The organism is Brevibacterium sanguinis, from assembly GCF_003315415.1.
In the GTDB taxonomy this organism is placed as follows: domain Bacteria; phylum Actinomycetota; class Actinomycetes; order Actinomycetales; family Brevibacteriaceae; genus Brevibacterium; species Brevibacterium celere_A.
In genome coordinates, this window is record NZ_QNSB01000004.1 from 1 (window position 1) to 12,822 (window position 12,822).

The 12,822-nt window shown below is 61.6% G+C and carries 11 protein-coding genes; 1 reads left to right on the forward strand and 10 read right to left on the reverse strand.

Annotation, left to right across the window (positions count from 1 at the left end; genetic code table 11):
- The 6 genes from DFO65_RS06425 to DFO65_RS06450 form a co-directional block, all read right to left on the reverse strand.
- On the reverse strand, positions 1-612 hold a 612-nt coding region (locus DFO65_RS06425), incomplete at its 3' end, for a hypothetical protein (RefSeq protein WP_113903613.1).
- A 125-nt stretch (positions 613-737) separates the two neighbouring features.
- Positions 738-1,175, reverse strand: a complete 438-nt coding sequence (locus tag DFO65_RS06430) for a hypothetical protein (protein WP_113903614.1) — start codon at positions 1,173-1,175, stop codon at positions 738-740.
- A gap of 104 nt (positions 1,176-1,279) precedes the next feature.
- Positions 1,280-2,011: a GAF and ANTAR domain-containing protein gene (locus DFO65_RS06435; protein WP_113903615.1), complete on the reverse strand. Its 732-nt coding sequence runs from the start codon at positions 2,009-2,011 to the stop codon at positions 1,280-1,282.
- Between the two features lie 57 nt (positions 2,012-2,068).
- On the reverse strand, positions 2,069-3,439 hold the full coding sequence (locus DFO65_RS06440) for a hypothetical protein (protein ID WP_147233286.1): 1,371 nt from the start codon (positions 3,437-3,439) through the stop codon (positions 2,069-2,071).
- Positions 3,440-3,613: 174 nt separating this feature from the next.
- A complete protein-coding gene (locus DFO65_RS06445) occupies positions 3,614-4,132 on the reverse strand; it encodes a GtrA family protein (protein ID WP_113903617.1) in 519 nt (172 codons plus the stop codon).
- A gap of 43 nt (positions 4,133-4,175) precedes the next feature.
- Positions 4,176-5,204 (reverse strand): glycosyltransferase, encoded by a 1,029-nt coding sequence (locus DFO65_RS06450; protein WP_113903895.1) that lies wholly within the window; start codon positions 5,202-5,204, stop codon positions 4,176-4,178.
- A gap of 289 nt (positions 5,205-5,493) precedes the next feature.
- Between DFO65_RS06450 and DFO65_RS06455 the strand changes: the two genes are divergently transcribed.
- On the forward strand, positions 5,494-6,774 hold the full coding sequence (locus DFO65_RS06455) for a CDP-glycerol glycerophosphotransferase family protein (protein ID WP_113903618.1): 1,281 nt from the start codon (positions 5,494-5,496) through the stop codon (positions 6,772-6,774).
- A 30-nt stretch (positions 6,775-6,804) separates the two neighbouring features.
- Here DFO65_RS06455 and DFO65_RS06460 read toward each other — a convergent pair whose 3' ends face one another.
- From DFO65_RS06460 to DFO65_RS06475, 4 genes are all read right to left on the reverse strand, one after another.
- A complete protein-coding gene (locus tag DFO65_RS06460; protein ID WP_181778649.1) occupies positions 6,805-7,710 on the reverse strand; it encodes a glycosyltransferase in 906 nt (301 codons plus the stop codon).
- Between the two features lie 266 nt (positions 7,711-7,976).
- Positions 7,977-10,742 carry a bifunctional glycosyltransferase/CDP-glycerol:glycerophosphate glycerophosphotransferase gene (locus DFO65_RS06465; protein WP_181778650.1) on the reverse strand — a complete coding sequence of 922 codons (2,766 nt, stop codon included), beginning with the start codon at positions 10,740-10,742 and terminating at the stop codon, positions 7,977-7,979.
- Between the two features lie 229 nt (positions 10,743-10,971).
- Positions 10,972-11,895, reverse strand: coding sequence for a glycosyltransferase family 2 protein (locus DFO65_RS06470; protein ID WP_113903621.1), 924 nt, complete (start codon positions 11,893-11,895; stop codon positions 10,972-10,974).
- Positions 11,892-12,734: a CDP-alcohol phosphatidyltransferase family protein gene (locus DFO65_RS06475; protein WP_113903622.1), complete on the reverse strand. Its 843-nt coding sequence runs from the start codon at positions 12,732-12,734 to the stop codon at positions 11,892-11,894. The genes DFO65_RS06470 and DFO65_RS06475 overlap by 4 nt, the downstream gene beginning before the upstream one ends.
- Positions 12,735-12,822 lie beyond the last annotated feature (88 nt).

A 12,822-nucleotide genomic window follows, 5' to 3' on the forward strand; every position in this document is an offset into this window, starting at 1 on the left:
GACGAGGGCGGGTGGGCCGCGCCGATGGTTACCTCCGACCACAGCCGCGGTCACTGCATGTGGGACGCGCCAGTGCCCGTGTGGGATTCGTACCGAGGCTTCGGCCAGAGCCCGCGTGGCGGCGCAAAGGCTCCGCACGGCCATGGTCACCGGGCCGAGTGCGAGCTGCAGGGTCCGCAGCACGGTGTCCTCGCCGTGCTTGAGCACCAGCGCGGTGGCGATGACCGCGCCGAGGTGCGCGAGCATCATCGTCGTGTCCGAGGCGCCGTGCGTGTGCGGCAGGGGCGCCGGGGAGAGGTCGAGCGTCCCGGTCGCATGGTGGGTATGAGCGCCGAGGTGGCCGGTGGCTGCCGTGATCGTCCGGGGCGCTGCGGTGAACCAGCCCATGGTCGCGTGCATGAGCATCTGCCCGAGGCCGAGGATCGCCCCGAGGGTGATGTATCCGAGTCGCCTGCCGGCGAGGATCATCGCCACCCACAGGACCAAGACGAAGACGAGTGCGATGCCGAGGAGCGAGATCCGTCCCCCGGCGCCGAGGTGGGTGAGCGCGGCGAGCAGTATCGTGACGAGGGCGGCGAAGAGGGCCCGGACGGTCTTGTGCGAACCGGTCATTGCCCTCCTGCCCCTGGAACCGTCACCGCTGCTCGGCGGACCCACTGTTTCTACATAGTGTAGAACGAAAGTTCCGGCACGGAGCCCTCAGCGACCACGATGTCGCCGGCGCCGCCTCGGCGGAATCACTGCAGGGCGTCGGCGCCGGTCTCGGCGCGCGGCGTCGCGTCCTGCTTCACCGGCGTGACCGCGGGGATCTCGGCCGTGGCCTGGATCCGGGTCTTCGCGCCCTGTGGGGCGTTGTCAACGTTCGGCTGGATGCGCGACTGCACCTCCGGCGGTACCTGCAGGGTGTCTGGTCCGAGCACGATCGAGGTGTCGCCGAGGTGCTTGAGCGCGATGGGGCAGGTGATCGTGATCTTCAGTCGACGATTGACGCATTCGCTGACGGCGCAGCGGATGAGTTCCCGGCAGTGCTGCTCGGCGTCCATCGTGTCGATGGCCTCGCAGTAGACGAAGAGGATCTCATTGTCGGCGATGTTGTAGTGCAGAGAAGCGACGAGCTCGCCCGGAATGTAGAGGTCGAATTTCGATGCTTTTCGATTGTTCAGCATTGTGTACATACAGCAGTCCCCTGTTGAATCGGGGCCGACTGCTTGACCTGGCTCGAGCCTAACGAGAAGAAGTGCTGGTCAGCAAACTCGCGGGTGGGACGGCATCTGTGATATCAGTTCTCGAACACCGTGGCCGGGGTGGATTGTCCGACCGAGGCGACGAGTTCCTCCGCCAGTTCCCGCAGTTTGATGTTCCTGTGCGACGAGGCCATCTTGAGGATCTCGAAAGCCTCGTCCTGGTTGCACTGGGTCTGAGCCATCGTGATCCCGATGGCGATGTCGATGACGGTGCGGGACTCCATGGCACGCTGACGGTCCTCGGCCAGCTCCGCGCTCCTCGCGATGCGCAGCGCGACCCGCAGTGCTCGAGACGCCAGACCGGCGTAGCGCTGCGCCGCCTCGATCGTGTTGTCGCTGAACCCGCCGGGAGCGGTCGTGTAGAGGTTCATCGCCGCCTTCGCGAGTTCGTCGACGTCGAGCGGAACGGCGAGCACGCTGCGCAGGCCCTGCTCGCGGACCACTGACATGTAGTCGGGCCAGCGGGTCTCATGGGCGACGTCGTCGACGCGGATGAGCCTGCCCGTCCGCTGGGCTTCGAGGCAGGGCCCTTCATCGAATCCCGCCTGGACCTCGTCCATCTGCCGGGCTTCCTCGTCGCTGCTGCCGACGATCGTCACCCGCTTCCTCCGCTCCAAGGTGATGCCGCAGAGAACGGGAAGCTCCCGGGAGATCTCCAGAGCGGCCAGTCGGGCGAGATCGTCGAGGAACGGACCGAGCTCCTGGTCGGTTGCGAGAAGTTCATGCAGAAGCTCGGAAGCGTCCGCGTGCGAATGTCCAGAGTCCATGACAGGGCCTTTCCAGCAAGAAGAACGAGACCCGTCACCGAGTCGGATGTTCGAAGATCATACATCCATATTCTGGGACCGGATCGGCGAGTCGGCACGATCGCGAGCATCGATGCCGAGGATTGCGCCGCCCATCATGGTGGTGAGCACCAAGGGGAAGACATATCGGTAGTCCTGAGCAGGAACTGTGGGGAAGAAGCTCGCGAGATACATGAGCCCGGCGGACAGCACGCAGAGACCCATGAACGATCGCGCTCTGACCGCCGCGACAAGTCCGATGGTGCTGAGCATCAGCCAGAACCACCCGTGATACAGCCAGGGAAGCTGCTCGACACCCAGGTCCACCACGTAACTCTCCACGGCGCTGTTGGCTCGCGGGTACTCCAGCTGTTCGAATGCGATCTCCTCGTCGACGAACTGGAGTTTGCTCGTGAAGAGAAGTTGGCCGAAGGTGAAGAGTCGGTAGTCGACATAGCGGGGCAGCTCGCGCGGCACCTGCTCGATCCAGAGCGCGGTTATCTCGTCAGGTCGGTCGACACCGGTGAAATCACCTGCGGCTCCCCGGCCGTAGCACCTCCAATAGGCGTCCCAGAACGCGTCCTTCTCGGCGCACTCGGCCTTGGCGGTGAGCAGCTTCTCCTTGAGTTGCGGGGAGGCCACCTCACTGCGCTCCACGGCCTCGTCAGGGAGAGCGAAGATGATGTCGTCGATCATCACCTGCGTGAACTGCGAATTGTGCGTGGGTTCAACGGCGGCGTCGATGGCCTTGCCGACTCCGATCACGGCGACGACGAACGCGCACACAGCGGACGCCGCGATGAGAATGGGGCGGCGTAGGCGCCGAGTCGACCAGGGACCGGTGAGCGCGTAGCATCCCGCAAGCAGAAGGAACGGGGAGATGACTATCGCGTTCTTCCTCACCAGCACGGCGTAGAGCAGCAAGAGGACGCTGAGGCCGAAGAGCGCCCAGCCGATCCGCTTCCCCACGACTCTGATGAGGACTATGCACACGATCGCCCCCAGCATTGCCAGAGCCAGGTGGACGTCCTTCCATACGGCTCCCCACATGTTGATCGTGTTCGGCAGCAGAACGAATGCTTGCGCCGCTGGAGCTGTCCACCATCTTCCTGTGGACCGCAGCAGGAACAGAGACAGTCCGCACGCGCACAGCCAGGAAAAGACAATCTGCACCACCGCCAGAGACCCGAAGCTTCCTGTGACGGAGATGAGGCCGCGCCAGACGAGGCTCATGATCACCGGATGCCAGTCGTTGAATGGCTCTTCCCCCACCGCCTGCTGGAGCTGGAACCAGCTGTCGTACGTCAGGAGACCGGGCGCCGTGGCCCGGATGAGGTAGAGCGCTGCGAGTAGACCGACAAGGCAGCTCACCGCAAACGACCACTTCTCGCGACAGCCGAGCCTGCGCACCCGCAGGCGCGGTGAGACATCGGCACCGAAGAAGGACAGAACTCTCGTCATGAGACGTAGTGGAGGCATCACACCATTATGAGGGAGCATCTCCCGCGCTGACGGCCGCCCACATGGGGCAGGCAATGGTGGGACCTGTGAAGCTTCTCACGGTGGGCGAGGCGCTGAGTCCGGTCAGTCGCGTGGGTGGGACTCCGACCCCACCACCGGCTCATCCATCGCCACCACCACCTCGGCAGCAGGAACAGCCTCCCTGAACACCCACGTCCGATACGCATAGAACCGGAACAGCATCGCCAACCCGATACCCACCACATTCGTCGAGATGTTGTAACTGAGCTGATCCTGCCACCCCAGCAGATACCACGTCACACCCAACGGCAGCACCGAGATCACCATCCCGGCCAGATTCACCACCACGAACAGCACGATCCCCCGCAGATTCGACTGCGTGGTCCGATCCCCATACGTCCACAGCTTGTTGCCCAGCCACACCACGACCATCGCCACGATCGTCGAGACGATCTTCGCCTTGATCGGAGACCCCTCGAGCAGAGCCGGCACCGGACCCAGACCATAGGCGAGGACATTCGAGAGACCGACATCGACGACATACCCGAAACCACCGACAGTGAGGAACTTGACAGCCTCCACCGCGATGCGCCGGACCCGCTCCGCAAGAGATTCATTCATGACGGACGAATCTCGCCTCCGAGTGTCAGACGTTCAATCTCGATCATGTGGCAAAACGGGAAACTGCAGGCCCGCTGTCATCGACGCGTGTGGCCGACGGCACCTTGACTCGCACCTCAGTCGCTGGCAGTTCCGTGGTGCCGCTCACGGCAGGTAGTCCCAGGTAGCACAACCGCGACGTCTCCCGCCTCGCCCGACGCAAACCATCCAACGTCAACCCCACACTCCCCAACACAAACGCCAACCCCATCAGAGCCGCAGCAAGAATCGCCGTCGGGAACCGCGGCACCAACCCCGTCTGCCAAAACTCCCACACCACCGGCAACCCCAACACCAACGACAACACGGCAAGAACCGCCGTCCACACCCCATAGAACAACCGCGGACGCTCATGCCGCACCAACGCCGTGATCAGACCAAGAATCCGAAACCCATCCCGAAACGTCGACAACTTCGACTCACTCCCAACAGGACGATCCCGAAACCCCACCGGCACCTCAGCCGTCGGCAGACGCAACGCCATCATATGCACCGTCAACTCGGTCTCGATCTCGAACCTCCGACTGATCGCCGGAAACGACTTGACGAACCGCCGCGAGAACACCCGAAACCCCGACAACATGTCCGAAACCTCAGACCCGAACAACCACCCCGTCAACCGGTTGAACATCCGATTGCCCAACTCATGACCAGGCCGATACGACGACGTCTCCGCAGTGTCCTGCCGCACCCCCAGCACATGGTCATACGGACCCGCCACCAGAGTCGCGATCATCTGAGGCAGGTGTGCCGCCTCATACGTGTCATCACCATCGACCATCACGTAGACATCAGCATCGATGTCCGCGAACGCCCGCCGCACGACATTGCCCTTGCCCGGGGTGTCCTCCCGACGCACGATCGCCCCCGCCTGGGCAGCCCGCTCGGCGGTCCGGTCGCTCGAGCAGTTGTCATACACATACACCGTCATCCCCGGCACCGCCGCCTTGAGATCAGCCACCACCTTGCCCACAGTGATCTCCTCATTGTGGCAGGGAACAATAGCAGCGATCCTGGCCGCGGTCTCAAGCATCACGTCTACCTCTGTCATCGATCGGTGATCGCCCACTCGGTGATCGGAGCGGGCCTTCCTACCAATCATAGTGACTGAGAACTTCCCCGATGAGTCGGCCCTCGGCGGGTGGCGACGGTACCGTTCGTTCTCGAGCGCCTTGGATCCTCCCCGGCGGGCCGCGGCGAAACGCCGATCATCGCGTCATCGACCCTTCTGAGCGGATCCCGAGTCGGTCACCGCGACCGATCCCATAAACTAGAGTGTCCGACATTGATCTGTTGCCCTGAATGAGCGGAGACGGCCGAATATGAGCACTGTCCTGAAGAACCTGAAGGTCAAGCGTCCCAGATTCCGACCGTTGGTCCGCAGCGTCGGTCTCGCAGCTCTCGAATCCAAGCCGTGGAAGGCGACCAGCCGTTGGCTTCGTGGGACGGCTGCCATTGAACGCCTCGAGCTGGAGTACGACGGCTCAGGGCTCGACACTCCCGTCATCGTCTATTTCGGCGATGGTCCTGCAAAGCTCTATCAGGTGCTTCAGTGGCTGCCCATCTTCGAGGAGCTCGACAACACGCACCCCGTGGCCATTGTCCTCCGCTCTCCCAGAGCGCTGCAGGAGTTGAGGTCCATCACCCATCTACCGCTCGTGCTCAAACGACGCTTCGATCCCTTGCAGGACTTCTATCACGAGCTTGATCCGAAAGTTGCGCTCTACGTCAACAACGGTGTGAGGAACTTCCAGTCCCTTGGATATGCCCCGATGGTTCACGTCCACATCAACCACGGCGAGAGCGACAAAGTGTCGATGGTGTCGAACCAGGTCAAAGCCTATGACCGGGTCCTTGTGGCCGGACCCGCGGCAATCGAACGACACAAGAAAGCGCTCATCGAGTTCGACTTCAACAAGCTCGTCGAGATCGGCCGGCCCCAACTCGACATCGATCTTCACTCCACACTTCCGCAGACAGACAGAAGAACAGCCATGTATGCGCCGACGTGGGAGGGTGAGAACGACGCCAACAACTACACCTCGGTCGACTGCTTCGGAGTTGCCATCGTCGAGGCGCTGCTCAGCATTCCGGACATCAGAGTCGTCTACAAACCGCACCCGCGCGTGGAGACATCACAGGAACTCGAGATGGTCCAAGCGGATGCGCGGATTCGTCAGCTCATCGAGGACGCCGACGAGAGCAGCAGCGAACATGTCATCTCGATGCAGGGCGACATCCTCCAGATGTTCGCCGATGTCGACCTGCTCATCACCGACATCTCGAGCGTTGGCCTCGACTTCCTCTATCTTCGGCCTCAGGCTCCGATCATCCTCACCGACCGCCGCAACGATCTGGTCCGGCTCAATGAGGATTCCCCGATCTCGCGCGCGACACCGGTCATCACCCAATCGAACCGGGATGACATCCGAGAGACCGTCACCCGCCTTCTCGAGGCCGATCCCCACATGGAGGACCGCCGGAGACTGCGCTCCTTCTACTTCGGTGAGCGAGCCGTGGGTGAGTCGACTCGAACGTTCATCGCCACGATCGAATCGCTGATCGAGTCGCGACGACAGGAGATCGCCGGAAAGCCCCTGTGATCGCCTGAGGGTCGTCCGACTTCGACAGACTCAGCGAGCCATCTGAAGGAAGAGATCCTCCCATTGGTCGAGGATGACATCGGGTGAGTACCTCTTCATGTCCTGAGCGCACTCGACCGACATTCGGGAAAGACGCTCAGGGTCGTTGGCCAGCGAAGCGATCGCATCTGCCATCGCCGGCACATGGTTCTGAGGCACGATGAGGCCTGTCCTCTCGGACTCGACGAGGCTTCTCACTCCTGGTGAGCAGTCGAAGGCAACAGTGGGCACACCAAGCAGACCCGCCTCGACGATGGCGATCGGCAATCCTTCATGCTGGGACGAGATCACGTGGATCTTCGACGACGCCAGGACCTCTTCGATCTGGTCTGTCTTCCCCATGAGGCGGACCCGGGGTATCGACCTGACGTCGATCATCTCCTGCAGCTGGTGTCTGAGCTCGCCTTCTCCCCAGAGCTCGACGTTCCAGTCCAGCAGATCGTGGGCGATCTGTTCCCACGCCGCAAGCAGCAGGTGGAGAGACTTGACCTCGTCGTAGCGACCAAGAGCGACGATCGTGTTCCGACGCTCAACCGGTCCAGGTTCAGAAACCGTGACCGGATTCGGGATCCAGTGAGTGTTGTTGAGCCCGGCCAAGCGGAAGCTCAGCGCGTCGTCCTCGGTGAGGAAGACGGTCCTGTCGACCTCGGGGTAGGCGTTCATGACGCGGCTGTAGTCGCGTCCGGTGAGCTTCGACCCATGGAACGCCCCGTGGTACTGGCCGATGACGCGGGGATGATCGAAATCGTTCGCATCGTATCCGGCTTCGAGCAGGTGCTCCATTCCGTAAACCTGTGTGCAGATGATCAGCGTCCGCGAACCCCAATGGGGTATCAGTTCGCGAAGCTTATCGACGGCGATCTTGCGCAGTTCGAAGCGCTTCCTGTGGCGAGCCATTCGGGCTCGATCCTTCTTGTCCGCCTCGGATCGAATGTTCCAGTCCGGCGGTGGCGGTTCTGGCATGAGCGTGTGCACGACGATCTGATCCGAACGTTCGATGACCTGCTGATGGCCCTCGGGCGGTGGGGATATTCCCACAAGCTCGGTCTCATAGCCGCGACCATGGAATCCTCGGGCCATCTCATTGATGAATCGACCGACACCGCCGAGACGGTCGACATCATTTGCCATGAGCACGATTCGATCGAATGGCGTTCCCGGCCTCATTCTGCACCCCATACTGTGTCGACAGTCTTCTGCGCGCTGTCGCCGGGTTCGATCCCAGCGAACTTCTCTCTGAAACGTGATCTCCGCTCGGCGTCCTCATCGGAGTTGAGCACCTTGCGAATAGCCCTGACGAGCTCATCCTGGTCGGCGACGATGGGGCCGGGCCGCTCTTCTCTGAGATCGAAGTACGTTCCACGAGCGGCCGACATGTAATCATCGAGATCGTAGGCGTAGAGGATCACAGGGCGATCCAACGTCAGATAGTCGAAGATGATGCTCGAATAGTCTGAGACGAGAACATCAGACGCGAGCAGAACTTGGGATGTGTCGTCCAATCCCGATACATCAACGACGTTCGCTCGAAGGTAGTGCGGAACTCTGATTCGGTTGAGGTAGTGAGGCCGTAGGAGGATCTGGACGTCTTCTCCCAGTGCCTCGACCAGCTCATCAAGCTCCAGTTCGATTGAAGCAGTGCCAGGAGTTCTGAAAGTCGGAGCGTACAGGACCGTCGCTCTGTTCAAATCGAGATCGAGCCTCGTTTTCGCGACCGCTGTTGTGTCAGACCGCCCCACCAGGGCATCGTTTCGCGGTGAACCCTGAGGAAGTCGTTTCCCCGAAAAGCCGAATGCTGGAACGAAGACCTCTTCGAAGTAGTTGCTCGGAATGGTGAGGAAGTCCCAGTACCCCACTTTCCTTGCGAAGTTGCGTTTCGACTCCTCAGAGGCGTAGGCAATGCTGGCCTCGTCGAAGCCCATCTTCTTGATGGGGATGCCATGCCATGTCTGCACATAGACCTGGCCCGGCTGTTTGACGAAACCATCCGGCAGGCCCTGATTGTCGATGATGTACGCGGCTCTGGCGAGAGTGCGGTAATAGTCCTCGGTGTGGCGGACAACGATGTCGTCGCGACCCATTGCCCAATTCTGTCCTTGCTCTGCCGACCATACGACGCGGAGGTCCGGACGGCGTCGCCGGAGTTCGTCTGCGATCACCCGAGGCGAGTCGAAGTGTGAGCGTCCCATGTGGGATTCGACGAGGACCAGCGTCTTGTCGATCTTTCCTGCCACGGACTCCATGATCCGAACTCCCTCCTGCGCCCGGATGTGGGAATCCAAAGGGATGTTCCTCTTCCGCAGTACACGGTTGCCTCTTGTGAGCAGGGGCTCGAGTACTCTGCGGACGCGGCGACGGTTCTTCCCGATTCGGGCCGCTCGCAGTGCAAGAGTGCCCGCCACCGTGCAGTAGGGCTGATATCGCACGTTCGCACCTGACGCCAGAAAGCCCACCGGCGTCGTCTTGGCCTTGCTGCCGGAGAAGCCTTTCGTCACCCGCAGCGAGTCGGAAGTGCACGCACTTCCATCGGTGAGCTGCAGCTTGATGGAGAACTTCGGGCGAACAGCGAGGTCGATGTCAGCGGGGAACTGGAACTCCGATGTCCAGGCAATGAGGTTCCCCTCGCGTCGCTTGATCTCCACCGGAGCTGTCCACACTCGTTTGTACCCCCAACGCTCGCGGATCACGAGTCGTGCGTCGACGCCGTCCTTGGCGAACTTGCCGAAACTGTCCGGGGATTCCCCAGAGATCGTGATGGTGTTGGCCGCGTTGATGGAGACGTCCCTGACTCTGTGCAGCCATTTGAATGTGTACCAAGGAATGTTCTCGAGCTGACTCGGGTCGAACACAGCAAGCTCGCGTTCCAATGATCCTGCGGCGTAGTCGGAGAACACCTTCGGCTCCCACAGTGCCGACCCGTTGTCGGCGGTCCATTCCCCATAGAGATCGTATTCGCCATGAGAGACGTGGATCATCCGTTTGACGAGTTCGACGTCGCCGGCGAGTGCAGCGGCCATCAGCAGGCGATCGTTCAAGGGGAGATCGACGAAGATCCGCCGCGGAATCGACTCGATGAGCGGCTTGAGTTCGGACAGCAGGTCCACAGCCACGGCGGGAACAGCGCCTTTGGCGATGTCGTTGAGGTAGATCCTTGCGTCGTGACGAATCACCTTGAGCTGCAGACGATCATGCAGACGCGGCACGATGCTCGGGTCCGCGATGCGCATGACCTCGCTCAATGCCACCTTACGGTCTCGCAGGTTCTTGATGTCATCGCGCTGGTTCGTGATCGACTTGCGAACTTTGACCGGGTAGACGTTCCACTGATACACCGACTCGGGTATCACCTGAATACCGCGGGCCTTGGTGAACACCTCGGCGGTGAAGATCAGATCCTCATAGTGGATGTCCTCGCGGAATCTCAGCGAATATTCGTCGATGAAGGTTTTCTTGTAGAGCTTCGCAACCGCAATGGTATCAATGGCGATCTCCGGATCGTCCTCGATAGTCTCCAGGAACCGGATTTCCCTGTACAACCGCCAATGCCAACCGTAGCGACGTTCCTTCGCCACCTCGAATCGGGTCGTGCGTGCGACGACGAGGTCTGCACCGGACTCCTCGGCGGCGGACAGCAGATTGTAACAGGCGTGTCTCTCGAGTACATCGTCGCTGTCAAGGAACATGACGAAAGGAGCCGTAGCATGGTCCAGACCCACATTGCGGGGCCCTCCTGGCCCGCCACTGTTCGCGGCAGTGGAGTGCACGCTCACTCGGGCGTCATCCTGCGCGATTCTCTCCGCGACCGCTCTAGTGTCGTCCGGGGAGCAGTCGTCGACGACGACGATCTGCACGGCTGACAAGGTCTGATGCTGGACCGAGGCGATTGCCGATCCGATGTTGTCACGGTCCTTGAAAGCGGTGATGATCACTGAGACGAGTGGCCGCCCCTCGACTCCCCAGATGGAGTTCTCTTGTTGTCCACGACCGTCGGGGTGGGACAAGGAGCCGGGGAGAGAAGTTTCCATAGTCTAGCGTTCCTCACAGTTTGCTTGTTCGGCTTGTCGGCGTCGACGCAGATGGACGAGGTCGTTCACGGCCATCCCGCTCGCCCTCAGTGTCTGAATCTGTCTCTTTGAGTCACGGTCATTCGACAGCTCTTCACACCACCGGGGGTCGGCCATGCCGCGTCATTCTCAGCACCCCTCGTCCCGAGATCTTGTGCGGGGTCTCGTTCTCACTCCAGGGGTTGTCGCGCCAGCCGGCGCGCCAGCCCTCGAACCAGGGTTTGAGCTGTTCCGGCTTGTTGGCCCAGGCGACCATCTGCATCAGAGTCCAGCTTCCCACATAGGCGATGTTGAATGGTGCAGGCAGGTTCCTTCTGGCAAGCCATACCCGGTTGCGGGCGTTCATGTAGAAGTACTCTTCGTGTCGACGCTGGTCGATGACAGGGTGTGCCACGACGAGGTCACCGCTGTACCAGACCTCGTACCCGGCATCCCACACCCTCCACGCGAGCTCGATTCCCTCGTGGGCGTACCAGAACGGCGCCGGCCATCCACCCGATCTGTCGTATGCCTTCCGCTGCAGGCAGACGGCACCTTCCCAGACCGAGAACACATTCGACGAATGCTCCGCCGAGCCCTTCTTCAGTCGCGGGATCCACCGCCTCGGCGCCGGCGGGCCGCCGGGGTCTTCGACTCGCGGCTGAACCATCCCGATGCTCGGTTTAGTGCGCATGAGGTGCGCCATCTTCATCAGCGTCGTGTCGTCGGGAAGCCAGGCATCGTCATCGAGGAAGAACAGAAACTCGCCCTGGACATGCGGCACGCCGGCGTTGCGTCCTGCAGGGATCCCCAAGTTCTCGGGCAGAGCAAGCGTCCGGATCGATTCCGGCAGACCCTGCGGGTCCCAGCCGTTACCGACGCAGATGACATCGAGGACGACACCCTTCTGGGCAAGCAGGGACTCGACGCCGCGATGGAGATCGTCCATCCGCTTTCCCTGGGTGAGGATGACGACACCGAAGGTGTATTTCGTATGCCGCTCGACCTGCCCGGCACGGTATTCCGCGGATGCACTCATGAGAGCCTCCTCGAGGCCATGATCGCGAGGAAGTGGCCGATGACCGACAGCAGGCACAGGGGTGCGAGCAGGAGAACCAACCAGCGTTCTCCGACCAGGGTGTCGGCTCCCAGTGGAACAGCGATGGCCGTGACGATGCTCGAGACCAGTGCGAGGATCGACAGCTCCACCGAGTGATAGATCCGGTGGAACGGGACGAACCGGGCGAGGCTCTTGAGTTTGGCGACCGTGCCGGGGACCAGCGCTGTAGCCTCCTTCGAGTCCGCGAGTTTGTCGAGTCCGTTGAATGCCCGCGAGACATGGACCATGTCGTTGAGCGCTTTGTTGAGAAGGACGAGTGAGGCAAGTACCGTGCCCGCCAGCAGATACGGGTACAGTCCCGCAGGGTCGTGCTGCAGGTTCGACCACTCGCCCACAGCACGAACACCGAGCGCCACCGCGACCAGGGACTCCGTCGTATAGTGCCCGACCTTGTCGAGGAAGACCCCCTTAGCACCGCTCGTGCCACGCCATCTGGCCACTTCACCGTCGCAACAGTCGATGTACATCTGCACCTGGGAGAAGAACACGGCGAGGACGGCACCCCAGATTCCAGGAATGAGCAAAGACGCCGCGATGCACCAGCCGGCGAGGATCATCAGCCCGGTCACACCGTTGGCGCTGATTCTCGTGCGCACCAGCAGCATCGTGAAGTAGATGGAGATGTGACGCAGGTACAGCTGAGCTGTCCAGTGCTCGGCGTTCTTCCGGCTGCGCACCTCTTCGGGCTGTGCCTTGGCTCTCAGCTCTGCGAGGGTCGGGTAGCTCGCCTGCTTCTCAGACTTCACACCCGCACCCATCTTCTCTGTTCTGTTTCCGGACGACAATTCACGGCAAGTTTACCGAGAGTCCAGACTCATCTCTACCTGACCGCCGCCCGATGACTGC